The sequence below is a fragment of the Chloroflexota bacterium genome (assembly GCA_026389585.1).
In the GTDB taxonomy this organism is placed as follows: Bacteria; Chloroflexota; Dehalococcoidia; order UBA2247; family RBG-13-53-26; genus JAPLHP01.
The window spans coordinates 23,304-48,617 of the sequence record JAPLHP010000036.1 but is presented as its reverse complement, the minus strand read 5'-3'; the positions used below and the strand labels follow the sequence as shown (position 1 = coordinate 48,617).

At 54.0% G+C, this 25,314-nt stretch carries 24 protein-coding genes; 10 read left to right on the top strand and 14 right to left on the bottom strand.

Features of this window, described 5'->3' with window-relative positions:
- Window positions 1–245: 245 nt before the first annotated feature.
- The 9 genes from NTZ04_03340 (at window position 246) to NTZ04_03300 (ending at window position 10,801) form a co-directional block, all read left to right on the top strand.
- Complete coding sequence (locus NTZ04_03340) at window positions 246–446, top strand: DUF4258 domain-containing protein (GenBank protein MCX5991352.1); 201 nt, start codon at window positions 246–248, stop codon at window positions 444–446.
- An 8-nt stretch (window positions 447–454) separates the two neighbouring features.
- The gene (locus tag NTZ04_03335) at window positions 455–874 is read left to right on the top strand and encodes a DUF2283 domain-containing protein (protein MCX5991351.1); all 420 of its coding nucleotides are present in this window, start codon (window positions 455–457) and stop codon (window positions 872–874) included.
- A 166-nt stretch (window positions 875–1,040) separates the two neighbouring features.
- Window positions 1,041–2,600 carry an NAD(P)H-hydrate dehydratase gene (locus tag NTZ04_03330; protein MCX5991350.1) on the top strand — a complete coding sequence of 520 codons (1,560 nt, stop codon included), beginning with the start codon at window positions 1,041–1,043 and terminating at the stop codon, window positions 2,598–2,600.
- Between the two features lie 25 nt (window positions 2,601–2,625).
- A complete protein-coding gene (locus tag NTZ04_03325; protein MCX5991349.1) occupies window positions 2,626–3,393 on the top strand; it encodes a type III pantothenate kinase in 768 nt (255 codons plus the stop codon).
- Between the two features lie 74 nt (window positions 3,394–3,467).
- A complete protein-coding gene (gene coaBC, locus NTZ04_03320) occupies window positions 3,468–4,658 on the top strand; it encodes a bifunctional phosphopantothenoylcysteine decarboxylase/phosphopantothenate--cysteine ligase CoaBC (protein ID MCX5991348.1) in 1,191 nt (396 codons plus the stop codon).
- Window positions 4,659–4,796: 138 nt separating this feature from the next.
- Entirely contained in the window at window positions 4,797–5,282 is a 486-nt protein-coding gene (locus NTZ04_03315) for a transposase (GenBank protein ID MCX5991347.1), read from the top strand.
- A gap of 245 nt (window positions 5,283–5,527) precedes the next feature.
- Entirely contained in the window at window positions 5,528–8,191 is a 2,664-nt protein-coding gene (locus NTZ04_03310; GenBank protein ID MCX5991346.1) for a valine--tRNA ligase, read from the top strand.
- 48 nt (window positions 8,192–8,239) lie between these two features.
- Window positions 8,240–9,799, top strand: coding sequence for an acyl-CoA carboxylase subunit beta (locus tag NTZ04_03305; protein MCX5991345.1), 1,560 nt, complete (start codon window positions 8,240–8,242; stop codon window positions 9,797–9,799).
- Between the two features lie 147 nt (window positions 9,800–9,946).
- Window positions 9,947–10,801: a fumarate hydratase gene (locus NTZ04_03300; GenBank protein ID MCX5991344.1), complete on the top strand. Its 855-nt coding sequence runs from the start codon at window positions 9,947–9,949 to the stop codon at window positions 10,799–10,801.
- Window positions 10,802–10,832: 31 nt separating this feature from the next.
- Here NTZ04_03300 and NTZ04_03295 read toward each other — a convergent pair whose 3' ends face one another.
- From NTZ04_03295 to NTZ04_03265, 7 genes are all read right to left on the bottom strand, one after another.
- Window positions 10,833–11,357, bottom strand: a complete 525-nt coding sequence (locus tag NTZ04_03295) for a hypothetical protein (protein ID MCX5991343.1) — start codon at window positions 11,355–11,357, stop codon at window positions 10,833–10,835.
- 38 nt (window positions 11,358–11,395) lie between these two features.
- Window positions 11,396–12,970 (bottom strand): MFS transporter, encoded by a 1,575-nt coding sequence (locus NTZ04_03290; protein MCX5991342.1) that lies wholly within the window; start codon window positions 12,968–12,970, stop codon window positions 11,396–11,398.
- Between the two features lie 383 nt (window positions 12,971–13,353).
- Complete coding sequence (locus tag NTZ04_03285; protein MCX5991341.1) at window positions 13,354–14,496, bottom strand: ABC transporter permease; 1,143 nt, start codon at window positions 14,494–14,496, stop codon at window positions 13,354–13,356.
- Window positions 14,493–15,227 (bottom strand): ABC transporter ATP-binding protein, encoded by a 735-nt coding sequence (locus NTZ04_03280; protein ID MCX5991340.1) that lies wholly within the window; start codon window positions 15,225–15,227, stop codon window positions 14,493–14,495. The genes NTZ04_03285 and NTZ04_03280 overlap by 4 nt, the downstream gene beginning before the upstream one ends.
- A 47-nt stretch (window positions 15,228–15,274) precedes the next feature.
- Window positions 15,275–15,901 (bottom strand): TetR/AcrR family transcriptional regulator, encoded by a 627-nt coding sequence (locus NTZ04_03275; GenBank protein MCX5991339.1) that lies wholly within the window; start codon window positions 15,899–15,901, stop codon window positions 15,275–15,277.
- A 112-nt stretch (window positions 15,902–16,013) separates the two neighbouring features.
- On the bottom strand, window positions 16,014–16,151 hold the full coding sequence (locus NTZ04_03270; GenBank protein MCX5991338.1) for a hypothetical protein: 138 nt from the start codon (window positions 16,149–16,151) through the stop codon (window positions 16,014–16,016).
- 71 nt (window positions 16,152–16,222) lie between these two features.
- Window positions 16,223–17,032: an SDR family NAD(P)-dependent oxidoreductase gene (locus tag NTZ04_03265; protein MCX5991337.1), complete on the bottom strand. Its 810-nt coding sequence runs from the start codon at window positions 17,030–17,032 to the stop codon at window positions 16,223–16,225.
- Window positions 17,033–17,281: 249 nt separating this feature from the next.
- Between NTZ04_03265 and NTZ04_03260 the strand changes: the two genes are divergently transcribed.
- Window positions 17,282–18,040 (top strand): SDR family oxidoreductase, encoded by a 759-nt coding sequence (locus tag NTZ04_03260; GenBank protein MCX5991336.1) that lies wholly within the window; start codon window positions 17,282–17,284, stop codon window positions 18,038–18,040.
- Between the two features lie 56 nt (window positions 18,041–18,096).
- On the opposite strand, the gene NTZ04_03255 is transcribed toward NTZ04_03260, so the two are convergent.
- From NTZ04_03255 to hisS, 7 genes are all read right to left on the bottom strand, one after another.
- Window positions 18,097–18,342 (bottom strand): ribbon-helix-helix domain-containing protein, encoded by a 246-nt coding sequence (locus NTZ04_03255; protein MCX5991335.1) that lies wholly within the window; start codon window positions 18,340–18,342, stop codon window positions 18,097–18,099.
- A 52-nt stretch (window positions 18,343–18,394) separates the two neighbouring features.
- On the bottom strand, window positions 18,395–19,303 hold the full coding sequence (locus NTZ04_03250; GenBank protein ID MCX5991334.1) for a site-specific DNA-methyltransferase: 909 nt from the start codon (window positions 19,301–19,303) through the stop codon (window positions 18,395–18,397).
- A gap of 4 nt (window positions 19,304–19,307) precedes the next feature.
- Entirely contained in the window at window positions 19,308–20,021 is a 714-nt protein-coding gene (locus tag NTZ04_03245; GenBank protein ID MCX5991333.1) for a restriction endonuclease, read from the bottom strand.
- A gap of 213 nt (window positions 20,022–20,234) precedes the next feature.
- Window positions 20,235–21,605: an NAD(P)-binding protein gene (locus tag NTZ04_03240; GenBank protein ID MCX5991332.1), complete on the bottom strand. Its 1,371-nt coding sequence runs from the start codon at window positions 21,603–21,605 to the stop codon at window positions 20,235–20,237.
- Between the two features lie 641 nt (window positions 21,606–22,246).
- Entirely contained in the window at window positions 22,247–22,567 is a 321-nt protein-coding gene (locus tag NTZ04_03235; protein ID MCX5991331.1) for a hypothetical protein, read from the bottom strand.
- Window positions 22,560–23,126 carry a bifunctional nuclease family protein gene (locus NTZ04_03230; GenBank protein ID MCX5991330.1) on the bottom strand — a complete coding sequence of 189 codons (567 nt, stop codon included), beginning with the start codon at window positions 23,124–23,126 and terminating at the stop codon, window positions 22,560–22,562. The genes NTZ04_03235 and NTZ04_03230 overlap by 8 nt, the downstream gene beginning before the upstream one ends.
- Before the next feature lie 303 nt (window positions 23,127–23,429).
- On the bottom strand, window positions 23,430–24,686 hold the full coding sequence (hisS, locus tag NTZ04_03225) for a histidine--tRNA ligase (protein ID MCX5991329.1): 1,257 nt from the start codon (window positions 24,684–24,686) through the stop codon (window positions 23,430–23,432).
- Between the last annotated feature and the right edge of the window lie 628 nt (window positions 24,687–25,314).

Genomic DNA, 25,314 nt, shown 5'->3' with positions numbered 1-25,314 from the left:
TGTGTCATTCTGAGCGCAGCGAAGAATCTCGATTGCTACGCTTACTTGTGCAACCAGGCACTAGGAGCCTGTCTGAGTAATAGGTTGGCCGTGCCTAGAAGAAGTCAAAAATCAAGGTCGCCCACGCTCAGCATAGGTATTACTCGGACACACTCCTAGTATTAAATTGCACAAACCACGATATTATCCTGGCTACTGAGCGCAGGCGTTGACAGTCATAAGCGATTGCGCTTATAATAACCCTGATGGAGGTGCAATTCAGCCGCCATGCTAAGAACAAGATGCGGCTGTACAAGCTGACTCTAGATGAGGTTGAGGAAGCTGTTAAGGCAGGAGAACGGTTGCCCAAAGGCGACAAGTGGGAATCCCGTCACGGGAAGTTGAAAGTCATCTGGCTGATGATAGGCTCGTATACCTTCGTGGTGACTGTGATCAAGATGAGATAGGGGGGCACATGATGAAACAGGCAAAGGCTGAAGCAAGGGCGAAGAGCACCCTGAATATTGAGTATGAGCCTGAGGTTGATATGCTTACAGTTTATCTTAGGGATCGCGAGATGGCATTGAACTATAGCAGAGAGGCAGAGCCGGGGGTGATCCTGAACTACACCAAAGATGACAGCCTTTCTTCGGTAGAGATCATGGATGCTAGCAAGCGCTTTCCTGCGGGGCAATTGGCTGCCTGCAGCATCGATGAGCTCATTGATTTGAGGGCAGCATCGCGGCTCTCGGGCCTTGCATCAGTTACCTTGAGGGCACAGGCAGAGAAGGGAAGGCTATGGGCGATGAGGCTCGGTGGCAGGTGGGTAACTACGAAGGAACGTCTGCAGCATTACCTGGATAGCCGTGCCAGGAAGAAGATAAAGTTAGCCTGAAACCCAGAGCAAGGGATAAATCCCCGGGCTCATCCCCACACGCCTCGCTGTTACGACCAGCCACGAATAGCCCAAAAACTGCATAGTATGCCCTGGACACTGCGCACATGTGCGTTGTCCCGGGGAAAAGCCATCTGATATAATTGTGTCGCTCAGGAGAAATATTTTGAAAGTTGTTACCAGCGAGCAGATGCGAGAGATCGAGCAGCGTGCTGCTGCAATAGGTCTGCCCTCGGAAGTGCTGATGGAAAAGGCCGGGTTGGCTGTGGCACGGGAGGTGAGAGGGTGGCTGGGTGGTGTTGCCGGACGCCGTATCCTGGTTCTGGTAGGCCCGGGGAATAACGGTGGTGATGGGTTGGTAGCTGCCCGGCACCTGCACGATTGGGGGGCCGACGTTTATGTCTACTTCCCGGGAAAGCGTGCGGATCCCGATATCAATTATCAGCTTATTCAGAGGAGGAGCATTCCTACCATAGCTGCTATCAAGCATGATAGTCTGGCTGCCCTCGATAGTCTGCTGCCATCAATAGAGGTAGTTGTCGATGCCCTCTTCGGTACTGGCAAGACGAGACCCATAGAGGGTGTTTTCAAACAGGCATTGTTGAAGGTGATGGAGGCGAAGGAGAAGAATAGAAATCTCCGGCTTGTCGCTGTTGACCTTCCTTCAGGACTTAATGCAGATACAGGGGCTGTTGATGCTGCTTGCCCTGCCGCTGATTTTACTGTGACGCTTGGTTATCCCAAGCATGGGTTGTTTGCTTTCCCCGGTGCGGGTAAGGTTGGCAGGCTTGTTGTGGCTGATATTGGCATACCGTCAAAGCTGGCAGAGGATATTCCCACAGAGGTGGTTACCCGCGAGAAGGTAAGGGGGTTGCTTCCAGAGCGCCTGCCGGATGCCAATAAGGGTACCTTTGGCAGGGTTCTTGTAGTCGGCGGCTCAATCAATTACATAGGCGCAGTCTATCTTGCCTGCACCGCCGCTGCCAGGGTGGGGGCGGGACTGGTGACGCTCGCCACTGCTCGCAGCCTTCAGCCTATCCTGGCTTCGAAGTTGACAGAGGTGATCTATGCTCCATTGCCGGAATCAGAGCCGGGAATTGTGACGGCTGATGCGTTTGAGACCATTCGGCCGTCACTGGCTAACTATAATGTCCTTCTCCTGGGGTGTGGCTCTGGCCAAAGTCCTTCTGTGGTTGAGTTTATGAAAACAATCTTTTTTTCTTCGGCCGACTTGCCTGCCCTGGTTCTTGATGCGGATGCTCTCAACACATTGGCCGGGATATCCCAATGGTGGCAAAAGCTGCCTTGCGATGCTGTACTCACCCCGCATCCTGGGGAAATGTCGAGGCTCACTGGACGCTCTGTGGATGAAATCCAGTCCAGGCGGCTGAGCGTGGCCAGGGAGGCAGCCGTTTCATGGCAGAAAACTATTGTGCTCAAAGGAGCCTATACTATAGTGGCTGCTCCGGATGGCAGGATGGTGATCAACCCCACAGCGAACCCGGGGCTGGCTTCAGCAGGGACGGGAGATGTGCTCGCCGGAGCGATCGCCGGATTGGTAGCTCAGGGGCTCAGCCTCTTCGATGCTGCTGTTGCAGGGGTATTCCTTCACAGCCAGGCCGGGGAGCTGGTGAGAAAGGATCTGGGGGATGCGGGAATGCTGGCCAGCGACCTTTTGCCTGTTCTGCCAGTAGTTATCAGCAGGCTCAAGGATGATTCTCTATGAAGTGGGGCTAATCGGAGGGTAACAGATGCTACTAGCTATTGACGTCGGAAACTCCAAGGTTGCCTACGGTATCTTCGATGGCGGGGAACTGAAGACCCACCTCTCTATAGCCACCGGTATTCACCGCTCGTCGGACGAATACGCCTCTTTGTTGATCAATCTGTTGCCGCACCACGGTGTGGCCAAGGATGACATAAAAGAGGCCATTATGTGCAGTGTGGTGCCTCCCCTGGCTACTGTGTTTGAGGAGCTCTGCCAGCGTTATCTCGGGGTAAAGTTGCTGGTAGTGGAGCCGGGGCTAAAGACTGGAGTGCGCATCAATATGGACAATCCCCGGGAGGTTGGTGGCGATCGGATAGTCAACGCGGCCGCTGCGTATCGACTCTACGGTGGGCCGGCGATCGTCATTGATATGGGCACTGCCACCACCTTCGACGTCATTTCTGAGGACGGTACTTATCTTGGCGGAGCTATAGCGCCTGGTATGGAGACAGCTACGGAAGCGCTATTTACCCGCACGGCCAGGTTGCCTCGAATAGAACTGATCCGTCCCCCAAATGCCATTGGCAAGAGCACCGTTGCTGCCATGCAGTCAGGGGTCATTTTTGGCTACGTTGGGATGGTTGAAGGTCTGGTGGGTCGCCTCAGCCGGGAGTTGGGGGGAAAGGCCAAAGTGATTGCCACTGGCGGCTATGCGGAGGTCATTGCCAGGGAGACGAAGGTAATAGAGGTGGTAAACCGCCACCTGACCCTGCTCGGGCTGCAGTTGATTTACGACTTGAATCGATCCTGACCCTGTCGCACCAGGGGATTCAGAGGCCAAAAGTATGGCGTTTTCAGAATCATTAGGTTAATATGGAGTCCGGTATGGTAAAGGATAAGACGGTAGTTCTGGGTGTGACTGGCAGTATTGCTGCCTATAAGGCGGCAGAACTGGCCAGCAAGCTGACGCAGGCCGGGGCCAAAGTGGACGTGGTCATGACCAAATGTGCCACCGAGTTCGTCACTCCGCTGACCTTTCGCAGCATCACTCACCGGCCGGTGGCTACCGACATGTTTGCCAACCCCGACGAATACGATATCGAACACATTGCCCTGGCTGAACGGGCTGAGGTGGTGGTCATCGCCCCGGCTACGGCTAATATCATGGCCAAGCTGGCGGCAGGTATCGCCGACGATATGCTCTGCTGTACGGTACTGGCCACAAAGGCGCCTGTTGTCCTGGCGCCGGCGATGAACGTGCATATGTGGGAAAATGCGATTACCCAGGAGAACTTGACCAAGCTCCGCAACAGGGGATTCAAGATCGTGGAACCGGGCTATGGCGCTTTGGCTTGCGGGGAGACGGGCAAGGGGCGTCTGGCCGATGTTGAAGATATTCTGGCGGCCATTCGCCGGATTCTCGATAGGAAGAGCGATCTGGCGGGGAAGCATGTCGTTGTTACTGCAGGCGGTACCCAGGAGCCTATTGATCCGGTTCGTCTTATCTGCAACAGGAGCTCGGGCAAGATGGGTTACGCTCTGGCCGAGGCTGCCCGGGAACGGGGGGCAAAGGTAACCTTGATCAGTGCTCCTACCACACTCCCTGCTCCTGACGGGGTGGAGATGGTCCAGGTTCAAACAGCGCTCCAGATGCGGGAAGCGGTCCTGAAGGTTGTTCCTGGGACAGATGCCCTGATCATGGCGGCAGCTGTGGCCGATTATCGCCCGGCGACCGCCGCTAAGAGCAAGCTGAAAAAAGAGGAGTTCCCCCTGATGCAGTTGGATTTGATCAGGAATCCCGATATCATCAGCGAAGTAAAGGGAAATCTCATCAAGGTGGGGTTTGCTGCTGAAAGCGAGAACGCGGTGCAAAACGCGACTGTTAAGCTGAAGAACAAGGGGCTCCACCTTATCGTGGCTAACAATATCACTGAGGCGGGCAGCGGCTTTGGAGCTGATACCAATAAGGTGGCCCTGATCGATGCTCAAGGTAATGTGGATGAGCTGCCCCTGATGCCAAAATCGGAGGTGGCTCACAGGATTCTGGACAAGGTTGTCAGTTTATTGGCAGCCTAGCAGCCTGTAGGGGTCTGGAGTTGTAGGGACAGACCTTTAGGTCTGTCCGAAGCTCTGTCCGAAGTCTGCTAATGCTGTCCGAATCCTGAAGCCGGAGATTAGTGGACAGACCTTCAGGTCTGTCCCTACTGAAGGGAAATGATCAAAGATCACTTGAGACGACGAAATTCCTCACCGAGGCTTAGAAGCTTTGACTACGCCGGTTCTTATGCCTATTTTATAACTTGCTCTACAGAACAGGGGAAGCCCTACTTCAAACACAAGAACATTGTCAATAGCCTCCTCCCTGCTCTTGAAGAGACATCCAGACGAGCTGGGTTCAGTGTTTATGCCTACTGCTTTATGCCCGATCACCTTCATCTTCTAATCGTTGGCAAGGAAGATTCCTCCTTACCTAAATTCATGAAGCTCTTTAAGCAGAGGAGTGGGGTAGCCTTCAAGAAAGCTTATGGTGATTCTCTATGGCAGAGAAGTTACTATGACCATATTCTGAGGAAGGAAGAAGCACTACAGGATGTAGCCCTGTACATCTTCAATAATCCAGTGCGGAAGGGATTGGTAGACAGTTACGAGGACTATTCACTTTTAGGATCGTTTGTCCCTGATGCTGGAGGATTAGGTTAGTTACAATATGGGATATTCAGGTTTGCAGGTGCAACCCTGGATGGCCATGCTGCCTATAGCCTGTATGGGGCCTGTAATGCGGTATGGTCTTGTAGGGACAGAGCTTTAGCTCTGTCCGGAGTCTGCTAATGCTGTCCGAGGTCTGAAGCCGGAGATTAGTGGACAGACCTGAAGGTCTGTCCCTACTGAAGGGAAGTGGCCTCGAAAGTGGATAGGCATGCTGCGAAAGGCGTGGACAAAAAGGGATGAGTGTTAAGGGAATAGACCAGGCAGAACAGCTACCTAAAGCCTACGAACCTGGTCAGGTTGAGGGTAGGATCTACGAATTCTGGTCCAGGAAAGGCTACTTCACCCCCAGGATAGACCGCAACAGGAAACCCTTCACCATTATCATGCCCCCACCCAATGTTACCGGTGAATTGCATCTGGGGCATGCTTTGGTAGCTACCATCGAGGACATCATGGTCCGCTGGCATCGCATGAAAGGGGAGGAGGCTCTCTGGCTCCCGGGGGTTGACCATGCCAGCATTGCGGTTCACGTGGTACTGGAGCGGCAACTGGCTGCGGAGGGATCAACCCGGTTCGACCTGGGGAGAGAGAAGTTCTTGCAAAGGGCATGGCAATGGGCCAACAAATGCCGGGAGACTGTCAGAGAGCAACATAGAAGAATGGGCGCCTCCTGCGATTGGACCAGGGAGATGTTCACTATGGATGAGAAGCCCAGCCGTGCGGTGGCCACCACTTTTGTTCGTCTATACGAGAAGGGACTTATCTATCGAGGGGAGCGGATTATCAACTGGTGTCCCCGCTGCCGGACGGCGCTCTCCGACCTGGAAACGGAACATCGAGAGATAGAAGGGCATCTTTATTACATCAACTACCCCGTGGTTGGTGAGCCGGGCCACGTCACTGTAGCCACCACTCGTCCCGAGACCATGTTCGGCGATACTGCTGTGGCGGTCAATCCTGCCGACAAGCGTTTCAGCAGCCTGGTAGGCAAGAGTGTGGCCATTCCCGTGATCTCCCGCCCCATACCGGTTATCGCTGATGAAGCTGTGGACACGGCCTTTGGTACAGGCGCACTGAAGGTTACTCCCTCTCATGACCCCGTGGATTTTGAGATGGCCCAGCGGCATAAACTGCCTTCGGTAAACATATTAAACGCCGATGCTACCCTGAATAAGGAAGCAGGGCCTTATGATGGATACGACCGTTTCGATTGCCGCAAAGCCTTGCTGGCCCGGCTGGAGAAGGACGGGCTCCTGCTGAAGATTGAACCACATCTTCAGTCCGTAGGGCACTGTACCCGGTGCGGCACCATCGTTGAACCCTGGGCCAGTCGGCAGTGGTTCGTCAAAACTCAGCCCTTAGCCGAACCGGCTGTTAAGGCTGTGAGGGAAGGACGGATAACCATCATCCCTGAGCAATTCACCAAGGTCTATTTGCACTGGATGGAGAGTATCCGTGATTGGTGCATCAGCCGCCAGCTTTGGTGGGGTCACCGGATCCCGGTATGGTATTGTGAAGCCTGCGGCCAACCCACGGTTACTGTCGATCAGCCCGGGGAATGCGCTCATTGTGGCTCAACCAATATCTATCAGGAGTCGGATATTCTTGATACCTGGTTCAGTTCCGGACTCTGGCCTCACTCCACCCTGGGCTGGCCTGAGGATACGGAGGACTTCCGATATTTTTATCCTACCACTGTGATGGAAACAGGTTATGATATCCTTTTCTTCTGGGTAGCCAGGATGATCATGATGGGTATTGAGAATACGGGCGATATCCCCTTTCGCTGGGTCTACCTTCATGGCCTGGTGAGGGACGAGAAAGGGGAGAAGATGAGCAAGATGAAAGGGAATGTCATCAACCCTGTGACGGCAATTGATGCTTATGGTGCTGATGCCCTGCGCTTCGCGGTTACGACCGGCACTGCGCCGGGGAACGACGTCCAGATAAGCAGCCAGAAGCTGGAGTCATCTCGCAACTTCGCCAACAAACTGTGGAATGCAGCCAGATTTGTAATAAGGAGCCTGCCGCCACAGATGGAAGAGGTGACACTGCAACCCGGACTGCCGGTAGAAGACCGATGGATTCTGAGCCGCCTGGATCGGCTGGTAGCCAAAGTGAACAAGCTGCTGGAAGACTTCCAGTTTGGTGAGGCCGAAACACAGGTCCATGACTTTCTGTGGGGAGAATTCTGTGATTGGTATATCGAGCTGGCGAAGATCCGCCTTCGCGATGGGAGTTTGCCGTCACCCATCCCCGTCTTGTTTGACACCCTGGAAACCTCTCTGAGGCTGGCCCATCCCTTTATGCCCTTCATTACTGAAGAGATATGGCAGACGCTGGTTTCACACCTTCCGCAGGATGAAGCCAGGCCTGATTCTATTATGATCGCTGCCTATCCTGCTGCCCGAGGGGCCATCGATACCCAGGCAGAGGAGGAGATGGGGACGGTTATTGATGTGATCCACAGTATTCGCAATGCACGGGCCGAGTCCAGGGTTGAGTCCGCTCGATGGATCGCAGCCCAGATCTATGCCGTGAATAAGTCAGCCATCGAGCCCCACCGCCAGGCCATTGAAACCCTGGCTCGAGTACAACCCCTGGCTATTCTGGGTTATCAGGAAAAGAGTGGAGGGAGTCCGCAAGGTGCTACAGTACTGGTGTTGAAGGATGTTGAAATCATCCTGCCCATGATGGTTGACCTGGAATCAGAAAGGCGGCGCCTGGAAAAGGAAAAGGAGTCTCTGCAGGCCAGGATAACCGGCCTTAAGGCTAGACTTGGTGATGATTCTTTCATGAGTAAAGCGCCGTCTTCGGTAATAGAAAAAGAGCGAGAGAAGCTCCTCGATTCTGAGGGCAGGCTGGAAAAGATAAAGCAAAGGCTGTCTCAACTGTCCTGAGCAGAGGCTTCTGGGAAATCTGATGGGGAAGGGGGTTTTGGATCAGAAATGGCTATTGAACCAATTGAAAAGAAAGTAGAAAACCTTGCCAAGCTCAGGGAACAGGCAAAGCAGGGCGGGGGTGTCAAGCGCATCGAAGCCCAGCACGCTAAGGGTAAACTTACCGCCAGGGAGAGGATCAACCTCCTTTTCGATCGCGGTACCTTTGAGGAGTTGGATTGCTTCGTTACTCATCGTTCGAGCGAATTCGGCCTGGATGAACAAAGATTCCTGGGGGATTCCGTAGTTACCGGCTACGGCAAGATTGATGGCAGGATGGCCTATGTCTATTCCCAGGATTTCACGGTGATTGGTGGCACGCTGTCACTGGTAGCGTCAGAGAAAATCTGCAAGGTGATGGACCTGGCAGCTAAGAATGGGGCTCCCTGCGTTGGCTTGCTTGATTCGGGCGGAGCGCGAATTCAGGAGGGGGTGGACAGCCTTAAGGGCTACGGTGAGATCTTTGCTCGAAATACCCTCTACTCGGGAGTGGTTCCTCAGATTTCGGTGATAATGGGGCCCACTGCTGGAGGTGCTGTCTATTCTCCGGCAATCACCGATTTTATCTTCATGGTAAAGGGCCTGGGGCAGATGTATATCACTGGTCCCGATGTCATCAAGACCGTCTGTGGAGAGGAGGTTTCCCACGAGGATCTGGGTGGGGCCATGGTTCATGCTCAGAGGAGTGGCAATTGCCACTTTATTGCGGATAGCGAGCAAGAAGTTCTCCAGAAGGTGCGCCGCCTCATAAGCTTCCTTCCTCAAAATAACATGGAGGAGACACCCCGGGTGGAGCCAAAAGATGATCCTGACCGGAGGGACGAGGAGCTGCTCTCCATTGTTCCCGTGGATCCGACCAAGGCGTACAACATGAAGGAGGTTATCACCAGGGTGGTGGACAAAGGTGATTTCATGGAGGTGCATCAACACTTTGCCCCCAATCTTATCGTCGGCTTTGCCAGGCTCAGTGGGCAGAGCGTGGGAATTGTGGCTCAGCAGCCTTCGCATCTGGCCGGGTCTATTGATATCAATGCCTCGGACAAGGGGGCGAGGTTTGTCCGCTTTTGTGATTGCTTCAGTATCCCGCTGATTACCTTTGTCGACGTTCCGGGGTATATGCCGGGCACCGACCAGGAGTTCGGAGGTATTATCAGGCACGGGGCCAAGTTCCTTTATGCGTATGCCGAAGCGACCGTCCCTAAAATCAGCGTGATTACCCGCAAAGCCTATGGTGGGGCCTATGTAGTAATGAGCAGCAAGGGCTTGGGGGGCGATATAAACTATGCCTGGCCTACGGCTGAGATTGCAGTGATGGGCCCCGAGGGAGCAGTGAACATCGTCTTCCGCAGCGAAATTGCCAGGGCAGAGAAGCCGGAAGAGGCACGGCGCAAACTCATTGAGGAATATAGAGACAAGTTTGCCAACCCATTTATAGCTGCGTCCAGAGGTTATATTGACGACGTCATCGACCCGCGAGAAACACGGCCCAAACTGATAAGGGCGCTGGAAATGCTGAGGAACAAGGTGGATACCCTCCCTGCCAAAAAGCATGGGAATATCCCTCTCTAGCGCTTAACCGTGTCATTGCGAGCGCAGCGAAGCAATCTCGATTGTTACGCTGCCTTGTGCCACCAGGCACTAGCTGCAGCCGGAGCGCTTGCTGCAGCGGGCACGCATAGTGGGATTTCGTGACGTAAAAGCTGAAGGAGGATGACTATGCCTCAGAAGGAAATCGACGCTGGTGATATTGCTCAGACTGTAGCCCGCCTGTGCCAGGAGGCGAATTTCTTCCTGCCTGAAGATGTCGTCAAAGCCCTCAGGGATGCAGAGGATACTGAGGAATCCCCGCTGGGGAGAGAGACCCTGCACCAGATACTGGAGAATGCCGATATTGCTGCCAGGGAGGGCCTTCCTTTGTGTCAGGATTGCGGCAGCACGGTGATCTTGCTGGAGTTAGGCCAAGAGGTTCATATTCGCGGGGGGGAACTCGATGCTGCTGTGGAGGAAGGGGTGCGCCAGGGCTATAAGAATGGATACCTGCGCAAATCGATGGTACAGCATCTTTTCTCGACAAGAATTAATACCAGGGATAATTGCCCCCCCATCATCCATACCAGGGTAGTACCTGGTGACCGGCTCAGGATTACGGTGATGCCCAAAGGCGGGGGATCAGAGAATATGACTCGTTTGGGGATGCTGTTACCGGCGCAAGGTAAGCAGGGGGTGGCCGACTTTGTAGTCAGGGCGGTAGAGGAGGCTGGCAGCAATCCCTGTCCCCCTGTGATCGTAGGAGTCGGCATCGGCGGCACGGCAGATAAAGCGGTGTTGCTGTCCAAAGAAGCCCTGCTGCGTCCCCTCGGCGAAGCAAACCCGGACTCTGAAGTGGCTGACCTGGAAAAGGAGCTCTTGCGGCGGATCAATGCCCTGGGCATTGGCCCTCAGGGGTTCGGAGGGAGGACCACAGCCCTGGCGGTTCATGCCGAGGTCTTCCCCGGCCACATTGCCAGTTTACCAGTGGCAGTGAACATCCAGTGCCATAGTGCACGGCACAAGGAAGCCGTGCTGGGTTAAGTTAACTATAGGCTGTTGGCTCATTTTTGCACTAGGCTGCCGCCGAGGATTGAAGGACGCCTACAAAAGGGATCGCCATAAGCAGAATAGCAGCACTCCCCAGGCGATACAGGAGATAGAACTCGTTGGCTGAATCCTGGTGGGCGCTGACAATAACCCTCTGTTTGACTTCGCCACGGGGTTGAATCACTCCTATGATGTTCTCGCCGCGTTTCCGCGCGAACAGAAAGTCGACGACTTCACGGTATCCCCTCAGCTCGAAAAGCGGTATAGCGAAGCTGAGGGTAGCCAGGGCAAAGGAGACCGGCGGGTAGAACCAGTATAAGATGACCGCTACGAAGTATGAAAATACTGACAAGCGCAGATGGCCCAGATAGGCGCGGGGGCTGCAGATAAAAGACTCGGCAGTAACCACATTACAGATGGGTGTCCATTCCCTGACCAGAAGGCGCCCCAGCCTCTTTTCCTCCTCACTGCAGGCCGGCCGTGGGCCGGCCTCATCGATCGCCTGCTTAATGAGGTTGTACATGTAGTTCTGATATTTGTCCGCTAGCATACTGGCCCACCAACCACAGCTTTCTCACGCCGAAAGCGTCACTCAACCTTGCTGGAATCCGGAATACCCGGTGCATGGTCCTCTTCCTTGGCAGGGCGGACCCGCGAGGGCAAAATGATCAGGGTAACGACAGAGGCGACAGCCATAACGATGGAAGCGATCAGCGTACCACGGACCATGCCGGAGACAAACGCTTCGTCGGCTTTATTGACAATCATCTGAGATAGCTGCGGGTCGGGTATCATATTCTGGGCGACGAAATGTGCGCGCTGTATGCTGCTGCGAATGAGCTCGAAAACCTGTGGAGTTGAGGAGAAAGTATCCTTCATGGCATTGATCTTGCTGATGTAGACGGAATTCATGAGTGCGCCGAGCACTGCCACTCCCAGAGCCGCCCCCACCTGGCGCGTGGTATCGTTCATGGCAGAACCAACCCCGGCTTTCCTCACAGGAATCGACCCCATGATGGAGTTCGTGGCCGGACTCATGGTCGAACCTATGCCGAGGGACATAATAACCATGCCAAGCAGGATCGTCGGGTAACTCGTGTTTACTTCGACCACCCGGGAGAGGTAGAAGAGGCCAGCAGCTGATATGAGAATACCTAAGGCGACTGTGAACTTGGTGCCGATGCGCTGGGCAACCCGGGCCGACATTGCTGCTGCAGCAAAGGACGTAAAGGCAAAAGGCAACATCAGTACCCCGGTTTTTAGCGGGGTGTAGCCCTGTACAGTCTGAAGATACTGGCCCATGAAGAACATGGACCCCATCAGAGCAAAGGCAACTAGCGTGAGGGCGATATTGGCTCCGGTGAAGGACATGTTCTTGAAGAAGGCTATTGGCAACACGGCATTCGGCGAACGCCATTCCCAATAGGCGAATGCGCCCAGGAGGACCGCCGCGGCACCGAAAGCATAGAGCACATTGTGAGCCGTCCAGCTACTCTGCCCGGCCTCAATGATGCCATATACCAACGCGAAGAGTCCGGCAATCGAGAGTACAGATCCAGGAAGGTCAATCTTGCTGGGATGCTCATCCCTGGAATCATGGAGGAAGATGTATCCGCCGATCAAGGCAACTACTACAATAGGCAGATTGATGTAAAACACAGAGCTCCAACTGAAGTGTGCCAGAAGCCATCCTCCCACAAGAGGCCCAATGCCCAACCCCAGCGCAAAAACCGCGGCCCAGAGGGCAATGGCCTGGCCGCGCTCCTTGGGATCGCGGAAGGTGGCCGTCAGAATCGAGAGGGTGGAGGGCATGATCATGGCACCGCCGATACCCATTATGGCGCGCATGGCAATAAGCATTCCCGTAGACCTGGAAAGCGCTGCACCCAGGGAGAAACAACCGAAGACTATCAGGCCCGCTTGCAGCGTTCTCTTCCGACCTATACGGTCGCCGATAGAACCCATCGTCAGCAGCAATGCTGCGAAAACCAGTACATAGGCGTCAACGATCCACTGCATTCCACTGAGAGTAGAGCCCAGCTTGGTGGATATGGTTGGCATAGCCAGGTTCAGCACAGTATTATCCAAGGCAATAACCAACAGAGAGAAACTCAGGAACCCCAGGGCAACCCACCGCCTCTTGTACCACCTTGTTTGCTCCATCACGTGAAGCTCCTTTCTATATGCAGCGGCCGGTACCTGATCCACTCATTGGCAGGACTGCCTTCTCTATCATCAAACCAAGTGCAAAATACAGAAAAAATCCACTTCAGATAGTGGATTTTCCTGTGCTCAGAGAATCAGGCCTATGGAATCACCGCTGATATTAGAATGCTAGTCCAAGAATGCAGGATAGTCAAATAAATTGAATTGAGGTCGTCTATTAGCTCTTTCAACCCCCTGTAGTCCCCCAGTCTTGGGGGACTTTTGAAGGTGGGGGACACCCCCAAACCCTGGCAAAGGGGCTTCTGCCCCTCTGCACTACCCAGTTGCTAGAAAACCCCTTGAATTGAATCTGTGGAGACGGCGGGGCGGACTCCCTCGATCTACTGCCGGCCTCTTTTCAGGGACAGGATGGCCAGCCCCAGGAAAGCAGCCGCGAATCCGCACAGGGCCACGATGTCCACCCAGATGCCGCTGAACCCCCAGCCCCTCAACATGACCCCGCGTGTGGCATCCACAGCATATGTCGGAGGAATCGCATACGAGAGCGGCCTCAACCATTGAGGTATCGCCTCGACAGGCCAGAAAATCCCCGCCAGCAAGAACGTGGGCAGCGCTATGAGAGGGAAGAACTGGACGGCCTGGGACTCTCTCTTCGCTAGACTGGAGAGCAGTATCCCCAGACTGAGGCTGACCACAGCCAGCACGGCGATGACCACAAACGCCAGTATTATGTTCCCCACTATCATTATGTGGAAAACCGCGACACCTATGGTCAGGAGTACAATAGCCTGCAACATGCCTATTACGCCGAAAGCGATGGTATATCCTGCGACCACCTCGCTCTCTCTCAGCGGTGTAGCCTGCAACCTTTCCAGTGTTCCCGAGGTCCGCTCTCCGACAAAGGATACGAGAGTGAGGAGGGTAGTAAGAAGAAAGACTATAAAAGTCATGATACCGGGGACGAAGAAATCGATGAACTTAGCGCCCTTACCATAGATAGCATTCTCTGTGTCCACCGTTACAGGAGACTCCTGGCCGGCCTCCTGCATTGTCTTGAGAACAGCATCACTGACGCCCTTGGTTATGGCATTAGCCACATTGACATTGCTCCTGTCCTCTCTCACCTGAATCGTGGTGCTGGCCGAAGAGGACGGGTTTTGCATTCTCATGATGTTTTGGGAGAAATCCTCCGGGAAGATGATCACTGCGTAGGCTCCACCTTCTTCCACACGGCGGACACCTTCCTCAATACCAGCAATGCTTTCCACTTTGAGGACTTCCCCATCGAAGTTGGCTACGATCTTCTCCGCAAATGATACGGTGACATTGGAGCCGGGGGCACTTGCCCCCGCGTCCTGGTTGACCACAACCACAGCCACGTCTTTTATGTCGCCGCTGAATGCCACGCCAAACACTAACACGGCAACAACCGGAGCTAAGAACATCAAAGCGACTGTGCGCCTATCGTTTCTTAGACCCCTGAAAATCCGTTTGGTGATGGTGAAGGCCCTGCGAATATTCATGCTCTGACATCCTCACGCCTTGCCAGTGCCAGAAAGGCTTCTTCAAGGCTTGTTGCATTGACAGACCGGACAACCTCACCGGGTGTGCCTTCCGCCAGAAGCAGTCCCTGCCTCAGCAGCCCTATCATGTCGCAATGTTGGGCCTCGTCCATGTAGTGCGTTGTCAGCACAATCGTAACGCCTTTCCTCTTCAGCAGGTCGAAGTACTCCCAAAATGAAGCCCTTAACTCCGGGTCGACGCCAACAGTAGGCTCGTCCAGGAAAAGGAGCTTCGGCTCATGTATCATGGTGCACGCCAGCGACACTCTGTGTTTCATGCCGCCGCTCAGTTTCGACACCAGCACGTCCCTCCATTTCTCCAGGGCAATGAAGGCAAGCAATTCCTTCTCCCTCTCGGCGATCCTGGTTTTCGACAGGCCGAAGAGCTCACCGTACAACGCCATGTTGTCATGCACAGTCAGGTCCAGATAGAGGGCGGTTTCCTGCGGCATATATCCTATTTCGGACAGAATGCTTCTATCCGGTACCTTCCTGCCGAAGATGTATGCTTCGCCGCCGCTCGGCTTCAGCAAGCCGCACAGTATCTTGATAGCGGTGGTCTTGCCGGCGCCGTTCGGGCCCAGCAGCCCGTGGATAGCCCCTTTCTCAATACTCAGATTCAGATTGCTCAGCGCCACAAACGAACCGAATCTCTTGGTGAGGCTCCTTGTTTCGATGGCAAAAGACTGCATATCATCCCTCCGTTTCCGGTCTTCCACCCCCGATTTCTCGGGGGGGATCAGCTCTTCCTTGCTCGAACTCCAGTCAGGACGATGTCTGCCAGCAGCGGCGCGATTTTTTTGATGGGAATACCCCGGCAGGGGCTCGCTTCTCCCTCTACCATGGCCAGCACTGCGAAGCCGATGGCCATCCCCGCCAGTGCCCGCACCATAACGCTGGCATTCATGGGGCGAAAGGCGCCCGAATCCATCTTCGAGGTCATGAATTTCTCCGCTCGCTTCAGGGCCGGTTGAATCACTCCCTGCGTCCACTGCCGCCGGAATTCCTGATCGCGGTAGGCCTCGCCGAGCATAAAGAGAAATTTGTCTGCGTTCTCATTGAGTAGAGTCAAGCGGTCCTCAATCAGCGATCTGAAGAACGTCCTGTCATCCGCTTCAGGCGGCTGCTTCATGAGCATCAAAAAAGGCTCGCTGAGGACACGGCTGGCGAGAACAGACACCAGCAGGTCTCGCTTGCCCGGATAGTAGTTATAGATGGTGCCGACGGCGATCCCTGCCTCCCGTGCGATATCTGGTATGGTAGCCTCGCCGTAACCCTTCCTGGAGAAAACAGCCAGCGCAGCATCGAGTATCTGCTTTCTGCGGTACTCTGTGATAAGCTCTTTCTTCTGGTTCCGGCTTCCCATTCCTCATCTCCAGTATAATGACTGAATGTTCATTCATTATATTATCGCACCATTGCGCCTATGTCAATATCTCCATGACAAATCGGGCTAAGCATAGCCAAGACTTGCCCATTTACATCTCCTCGGTAGTGTTAAGATAGTACATATAGGCAATGACGATACTTAGGATCCAGATAGGATGCCAGTCAGTCCGTAACCAGTCCCAAAAATCATTATACTTTTGCTCGGGGTTGTCTTTCTCAGCTCTCATTACACCTCCCCGATATCGATGCCGTAAATTTTCTTCATTTGCTTCTTTTTAATTGAATACTCCAACATCTTCTATTTCTTTCCATACCATTGGCGCATGTTACTCCCCACCAGCTTAATCATCTGCTTTCGCGGCAATATCTTCTGCGCCAGGAGAAGGGTCCAGCGGTTCCTTCTTCCCGGGATGCGGCTCGGTGCCTTGCCCAGTGCTTTCAATGCCTCGGTGACTGTCGGCTTCGGCTCCATTATCGGCGCTACCGTGCGCCCTATATTCGGTTTCGAAAGCACGAAACCGGTCGTGCGTGTCGCTCCCGGCATGAACCCCAGCACATCCACGCCATGCTCACGCAACTCGTCCCAAAGGCTCTCCGCCAGAATCAGGTTGTAGGCTTTCGTCGCGGCATAGCTCGCTACATAAGCCACCCCCTGCAGGGCGGACGCTGACGCAACCATGATGATCCCTCCGCGCTTACGTGCCAGCATCTTCGACCCGAACTCCTGCACCAATATAAGTGGTGCCCGCACATTCACATCTACCATCCTCAACTTGTCTTCCAGGCTCTGGTCAAAGAAGAGTCCCACCGGCGGATACGCTGCGTTGCTCACCAGCAGTCCCACCTCTATGTCATCGGTCTGCCGCCGCACCGTCTCGATGAAATCCGGCCGCGAGAGGTCCACCACTACAGTCCTGATCTCCACGGTGCTCTTCCCCCGGATTTCTTCCGCCACCTTTGCCAGCTCATCTGCAAGCATGTCGACCAGCACCAGGTTGAGTCCCAACGCTGCAATCTGGCAAGAAAACTCCGTGCCCATCCCCCGGGCCGCGCCCGTTACCAGCGCCCAGGGACCGTATTTAGACTTGAAGGTCTGCGACGATGACATTTCTCCCCTCCTTTTACCCGCGAGTCTATCCCCCAAAGACTGCCTTCAGCAGATGACTTCGAACCAACTCCTCAGGAGTCCGCACTGAGAGTTTGCCCTTCCGCAACAATCCTGTCAACTGCACGAATTTGAGAGGCAGAGGGACTTCTGCCCTCTGCACTCCCCGCTTGCTAAACAGTCTCCGAATTGACGCACGATCAGGCCAGGCCATATACTGCCGATCAGAAGAAGCTACATGGAGGTCATGAAGTGAGACGATTCGACGGCAAGGTCACCCTGGTAACCGGTGGCAGCTCCGGAATTGGCCGGGTCACTGCGGTAGCATTTGCCAAGGAAGGCGCCAGGGTTGCCATCGGCGACATAGCAGTTGAAGGCGGCGAGGAAACACTAAAGATGATCCAGGACGCTGGCGGTGAGGGCATCTTCATCAAGGCCGATGTATCGAAGGCAGCAGAAGTTGAGGCCATGGTCCAAAAGACTATTGATGCTTACGGCCGTCTGGACTGCGCCTTCAACAACGCTGGCATTGCCGGAGGCATAGCATTCATCGCCAACAGCTCAGAAGAGCATTGGGACCATGTAATCGCAGTCAATCTCAAGGGCGTATATCTCTGCATGAAATACGAGATCCCCCAGATGCTCAAGCAGGGCAAGGGCGCCATTGTCAACATGGCATCGGTGGCAGGACTGACTGGTTTTCCTGCTCAGGCCTCCTACTGCGCCAGCAAACACGGTGTCGTGGGCATTACGAAGTCAGCGGCGCTTGACTATGCTACCTCTGGTATCCGGGTCAATGCCCTCTGCCCTGGAATAATCCGCACACCCATACTCGGCAGTAAGCTGGATGAGAAACCGAAGATAATGGCCAACTACATAGCCATGGAACCTGTGGGACGACTCGGGAAACCTGAAGAAATCGCTCCGGCAGTGCTATGGCTTTGCTCGGATGAAGCGTCTTTCGTCACTGGATATCCGCTAGCCGTGGACGGTGGCCTGGTCGCCAGGTAACACCTTCCGAAGGCTCCGAGTTGGGCAATCATCTCTCATGCTTCCAACGGCGAAGCTCAGCCATCCGCTGCGGCAGGTCGGACTGGATCGGACAATCCTTCCTCCGCCATTGCCTGCTCGGCGATAGGATCGAGCTTCGCGCACTCCTCTGCAAGGCGCGTGCGCCCCAGCCGACTGAGTTTGTCTTCAATGGCTTCCTGAATTGCCCTGCTCCGGTTGGGAAAAACCTGATTCTTCACCAGACGATCGAGGCGCTCCAGGGTCTTCTTGTTTATCCTGACGGCAACTTTGGAAGTCTGCATCGCTCACCTCGGTGTTACTATGTATCATACCAGATAAAGAGTCAGTGTTGGCCTAATCCAATTTCTTCCGTGCAGGTCGGACTTGATAAAGTTCCTGATCTTCTTTGACAAGGCATGCACATTCCGCAGTTGCCTTCTCAAAGATCAACCTTTCATTTGAAAAGAGGTTGGCAGACTCGGCTTTCAAGTATCGTGCAGTCAGCCGGCAATACTCGGGATCGATCTCAATACCGATGCTGTTCCGCTCTGCCCGAAGGGCGGCAATCATGCTTGTACCAGACCCACAGAATGGGTCGAGCACTGTATCGTCCACAAATGAGAACATTCGGACGAGACGGGTAGCCAACCCTAATGGGAATGGGGCGGGGTGCTGCTTAGTTGACGCTCCTGGGATGGTCCATATCTGTTGAAACCAAAGGCCAAATTCACCCTTTGAAATCCTGCTGGCATTGCGTTGTACATCAGATGGTTTCCGATATCCTCCAGGCTTGCGCTGCATAAGGATAAATTCTACATCGTTCTTAATAATCGCGTTCGGTTCATACGGCTTGCCAAGGAATTTGGACCCATTTGATACCTCATAGGAAGCATTTGCGATTTTGTGCCAGATAATTGGATTCAGGTTGTCAAAGCCGATCCGTCGGCAGATAACGCAGATATCTGCATGTAGGGGAAACACAAGATGACGTCCAAAGCTCCGTCTCGCTACGCAGACATCACCGACCACGCACACCATCCGGCCTCCAGGGACAAGTACCCGGAAAACATGCCTCCAGACCTTCTCCAGTTCCGTTAAGAACGTTTCATAGTCCTGAATATGTCCCATCTGGTCAGGATTTTCATTGTAGCGCTTGAGATTCCAATATGGCGGCGACGTGATGACGAGATGCACCGACTCATCATCTAGAAAGGATAGATCTCGTGCATCACCGTTGATTAGTCTATGGATGGTAGGCGACATGGTTTCACACAAAGGTTGTCATATGAGCAACTAGTATCTTTGCGAATCGCTCTATGGACAGATCGTCCGCCGGTGTTTTGTAGTAGCCGTTAAGACCGGTAAGGCTTGATGATGTGATAAAGGCAGAAGCCGAATAGTGCCTCTCTGACACAAGCTTTCGGCAGAACAATTCATAACGGCGCATGTATGATGCGCCTACAAACTCCGGGAAAACCTTAAAATGCGGCTCTTGGACGACCACGGGGCGATTTGATGCGTCGCAGTCCTCAAGCATGAAGAGGTAACCAAGGAAAGGCTGTGGGCTTTCAAGGTACGCCTTTTCTCGGAAGGCCGTCCAGACATCAAGGGCACTACCGATCGCCTCTTCTGTCCGGTTATTGAAATTGTTGCCAAAGGAGGGGCCTACTTGGGATTTGGTTTCAATGGCGGCAATCAGTGTCCGCTGACGGACAACAAGGAGATCCCATTCTTTGGTTGGTCTGAAGAAACCAGGAAGTTCTACGGCCTTCTTTCTGAAGATGTAGCGTGCAGGTATCCCTACCTGTGTGATAAGGCCTGAGAAAAGATCAATGAAACCATCCATCTGAGCACCACCGGTGACGGCACTGCGAAGACCCTGATCAGTCTTGCCACCTGCTTCCTGTCTTTTCCGCTGGGTAGCCCTCGTTTGCCAGTAGTGTGCAACCGCTTTGGATGTGTGATCCGTTATGTCTTTCATGAATCCGCGAGCATTCATGCTGCAAGAAGACTAGCAGATTCGTCCATTTTATTCTAGGGGCCAACATCCTCTTCTCTGCTACTGTAATGGCCCTGCAAATCGTAGAGTGGATTTGGGCAGGATGTCAAGGTAACGATCGACGATCTACTTTAGTCAAATCATATTTTGTGCTTGCCCCTGCAATTCAACCTTACGAAACGAGAGATGGGATGACTACCCTGGCTTGACGTGTTTTTTCACTGATTCCACTACCCGCCTGGCCCCTTCCGCGCATCCAGAAGTCCCGCCGATGCCCGGAGAACACACGGCATCCCCCACGTTGTACAGGTTCTTCACCGGCGTCTCACGCTGCATATTGTACGCCGGCCCCAGCCAGGTACGCCCTTCGGGCAGATCGTGGTCAATATTGCGGACCTCCATTTTGAGGATGCGCCCGCCCTTCTTCTTCCAGTCGGGGAAAACCATATCGATGTCCTTCAGGCACTGCCGCTCTTCCTCCTCAGGATCGATGGGGAAAAGGACAGACGGCGGTGAAGCGCAGGCCCAGGTTAAATGCTGACCCTTCGGCGCCATCCCCGGACAGGCATTAGTCAGCGGGATAGCGTCGGTAATCCTCCTGGCATTGGCCACCAGCATGGCCCCGGCCTCTCCACCAGCCATGCAAAGAGGCTGCTCGCTGGCAATATGAATGATGGTGATAGGGGCAGGCCTCATCTTCACCCTCATATCGGCCAGGTAGTCTTCGGTGAAATTCTCTTCTCCAGAGAGATGCACCGTCTCTCTGATGCCGATATTGCTGATGGCTACTTTGCAGAGTATCTCCAACTCTTTACCATCCTTCTCCACGACTACAGCCGCGGCCGTCCCTTTGCTGACCAGTATTTTCTTCACCGAGCAGTTGGTCCACACATCTCCCTTGGCCTTCACCACACCGGCCAGCTTCTCCACGTTGGCAAGGTTACCGTAGGTGGAGAGGTCAACGTCATTGAATCCCTTCTGAGTCGCCATGAAATGGAAAAAGTTATACACCGGTATTTCATACGAGTGCGCCATCAGCATGCCAACAGAGATAGCGTCGAATATCCCGTGGACGTCCTCGTTGTCCGTGTAACGGAGCAGCCAATCCTTGATCGTGATAGAGCCCAACTTCTCAGGTTCAGTTACCGCGCTGTGGATGCTCGTCATGATCTTCTGGCCGGCAATCTCCTTCACGATATTGCCCATCAGCTTTGCCTTGTTGGAGGCTATCCTGTTGCAGATCTCAAAGAGGGCATTCATGCGGTGCTGCAGGGGCAACTTGTACTCCACGCCCTTCACCCAGTAGAGCACCTCCAGACAGGGGGTACGGTCGAACTCCACCCCCACCTCCTTGCACACCTTCGGCACCCACCCCGATTGATGGATAAAAGGCGCCCCGGTCATCAGCTTGAAGCCCTCGACCTCCTCGGTGGAGAACCTGCCTCCTATGTGCTCCCGTTTTTCAACCACAAGGGTCTTATATCCCTCCTTAACCGCCAGGGCACCGGCGCACATTCCCCCCATCCCGGCACCCACAACGACCACATCGTACTTTTCTTCTCTCAACTTAGTACCTCCAGATTTGGCAGAATTGCCCTGATTTATATCATAGGGTTACCATTCTTCGCCTTACTGTGTCAAAAAGGCGGGGGACGCCACTGTTCTATAATCCGTGGATTCTGCTAAGCACTAGGCAGTCTTGACGCTTGAGCGGAGCCTGTAGGGACAGACCTTCAGGTCTGTCCGAAGTCCGAATCTGGTGCTTAGTTGCAGGAATAGGCGTTATTCGCTTTGCAAGCGGGAGACTCTTCGCCTTCGCTCAGGGTGACATATTGCCCACTGTGTCATTCTGGTTGGCCGCCGTGTCATTGCGAGCGTAGCGAAGCAATCTCAGGGGGGGCGTAGAACGCTATGCTTCTGAATCCACGGATTAAGGCACAGTGAAGAAACTTGATTGTTACGCTGACTTGTGCAACCAGGTACTAGACAGTCTTGACGCTTGAGCGGAGCCTGTCCGAAGTCGGGAACCAGGGGCAATGGACAGAGTGCGAGGCTGTCTGAGGACTCTAAAAATTGGATTGTTTTGAAGCTAGCCATTTTTCTGCTCGAAGCTGAGACATTTACATTTCGGACAGCCTCGGTATCTAAGAGGAAGAACGTGACGGCGGGGTTAGACAGAAAAGGAGGGGAATAGCCCCATGGGACGTCTATTTCTTAGTAAACAGGGAGCGGAAGTCTCCGTCGAAATCCTGCAGAAAAGCGTACATATCTATCAAGTCGTCCGAGGTTACAGGGGCAGAAAGCCTCCCCAGCTCTTTTTGAGTAAGCTCCGTAAGCACTTCGCACGCGGCGTCCCCTTTTACCACAGCCGCCACCAATCCCTGGCTCTTGCAGGAAGGGCAGAAGACGGAAAGGAACCACAGTTCCTCTCTGTGCCCCAGTATCCTTATGTTACCCGAGTCATATTGGCAGCCGCATACCCCACATTTCATACTGGAGAGCAGCTTCTTCACATGTTTCTCATCCATTGTCTTCGCTCTTTCCCTTGTCCTTATCAAGATCATGCATATCGAGCGTATCGATAAAATCAGTGAAGGCGGACAGCTTACGCAGTTCCTCTTCACTTATGGCCCTCTTCTCACCTGGTTTGCCTGACTGGGAGCTGGGAACCGGCTTGCCTGTTTCCTGGTCGAAAACGATACCCGCTTTTTCCAGGACATCTTCGTTGACAAAGATGCGCGATTTGGCCCGTACGGCAATAGCAATAGCATCGCTGGGACGAGAATCAATCTCAATGGCTTTACCATTAACGTCAACATTGATCCTGGCATAGAAGGTATCATTCTCAAGGTTGTTAACTACAATATGATTGACCTTGGCACCCAGGGCGCCAATCACTGAAAACAGCAGGTCATGGGTCAGCGGCCGGGGAACATTGACCCCCTGCAGCTTTATGGCTATGGCATCAGCCTCAGCAGGGCCAATCCAGATGGGCAGGTAGCGGTCTGCCTTCATCTCCTTCAATATCACCACTCGCTGAGAGTTCATCACGCTCACGCGAATGCTATCAACACTCATTTCGATCATTCGCCCCCCCCACCTCTCTAGCGTGTACAGCACGAGGCTGAGTTTCATTCTATGCTCGCATATATGGTTTGTCAAACTACCGAATTGACTCATGCCCAGAGCCTTGAAGCTCCCATTCATGCTCGGCTCAATTGGCATCATTTATGGGAAGAAGTAGTATTGCCTCTTCACTGCCTCGGTGCCACACTACTGAGCAAGATCATCCAATGGCAGGCGCACGGCATAGGTATTGTTGTGCCTGGAACGCCAGGCTGTCATTGTGTGTGCTAACTTAGATGACGGCGAAAAGGTGATGAGCCCTCATCATGCTGCGCCGGTTAGCTGAAGGATGGCCTCTTCCAGCGGAAGCTGTATCTGCTCTCCCTTCACCATGTCTCTCAGTATCACGCTGCCCGTTCTTACCTCTTCTTCTCCAATGATGATGGCCTGAGAGAGTCCCAGAGTATTTGCCTGCCTCAACTGGGCTTTCAGGCTCCTGTCATCCATGGCCAGGGTGACTCCGATACCCGCCTGGCGGAGCCTGGCTGACAGCTTCAAGGCGGGCTCCCTGGCTTCTTCACCCAGGCAGGCCACGTATACCTTTGTAGGAGCGGTCTGCGGCAACTTGATATCCTGCTTTTGCAGATTGAGGATGATCCGTTCTATGCCCGTGGCGAAACCGACTGCAGGCGTGGGTTTTCCCCCCAGTAGCTCGATGAGGTTGTCGTAGCGCCCTCCACCCCCCACCGTGCTCTGCCCGCCCGTGTCAAGCGGCTGGATCTCAAATACAGTCTTGGTATAGTAGTCCAGGCCGCGCACCAGATAGGGATTTACCTCGTAAGGTATACGGAGGTGTTCCAGATACCGTTTCAGTACATCAAAGTGGCTGCCGCATTCAGGGCAGAGGAACTCCAGTATATGTGGGGCATCTCTGGCGATCTCCTGACAGGCGGGATTCTTGCAGTCCAGCAGGCGCAGAGGATTGCGCAACAGCCGGCTCTTGCAATCTGCGCATAGTGCCAGCCCGTGATCTGAGTAGTATTGCTTCAGGCGCTGCAGGTACTCCCGGTGGCAGAGAGGGCACCCGATGCTGTTGAGCTGAAGGGACAGTTCCCGCAGCCCCAGTGAGGAGTAAAGATGCCATGCCATATCAATAATCTCTGCATCCAGGGCAGGATCTGCCGCACCGATGGCTTCACAGCCGAATTGCTGATGCTGACGGAATCTCCCGGCCTGAGGCCTTTCGTACCTGAAGATAGAGCCGAAGTAGTACAGTCTCACCGGCTGAGGCAGGTTATGCATCCCGTGCTCGATGTAGGCCCGGCATACCGGCGCCGTGCCCTCGGGGCGCAGGGTGATCTTGTCGCCACCGCGGTCATCGAAGGTGTACATCTGCTTCTCTACAATATCGGTCTCTTCGCCAACACTGTGGAGGAACAGGTCTGTGGACTCGAAGGCCGGCGTGTCTATGCGTTGATATCCGTAAAGCCGGCAGATTTCACCGGCCTTTTCAGTCACCAGTTTCCAGTAGGGCTGCTCTGATGGCAGGATATCTTTGGTGCCCCGCGGTGCTTTGAACAATCGATGGCTCCCTGGTCAAGTAGAATATCTTCGTGAGAGCGGTAAGTCAAGCAGGGCGGCGGCTGCTCCCCTGAAATGGTCGCGGCCCCCGGCGCTCCAAATGTTGCTGTTTCCTCTTGTCATTGCGAGCGTAGCGAAGCAATCCCCCTGCCATAGTGACACTGTTCTTGGGATTGCTTCGGCACCTTGTGCCTCACCATGACACTGAAATCCGTGAATCGGATACTCTCGGTCTGGAGGCGAAAAGGTGTGTGTCATCCTTCTGCAGAAGGATGACCTGACCCGTATGTCATTCCCGCGAAAGCGGGAATCCAGGGTCGTAGGGGCGGAGGCCCAGCCGTTCTCCCTCCCCTGTCCCCCACCTGGATTCCCCCTTCTTAGGAAGGGCGTGGGAATGACAATAACGTGAAGTGGTACACGGATTGAGGCTTCTACTCCCCATTGTCATTGCGAGCGTAGCGAAGCAATCTCCCTGCCATAGTGACACTGAAAGCTAATGTTGCCGTTGCTTCCCTGGTTCTGATATCCTTTTATCACCATCGGGAGGCCCGCCAACCCCGTGGCAGTCGGTTTGAAGTGAAGGCGGGCGCCAAACACGGGAAACACAAAAATTGTCTAAGCGTTAAGG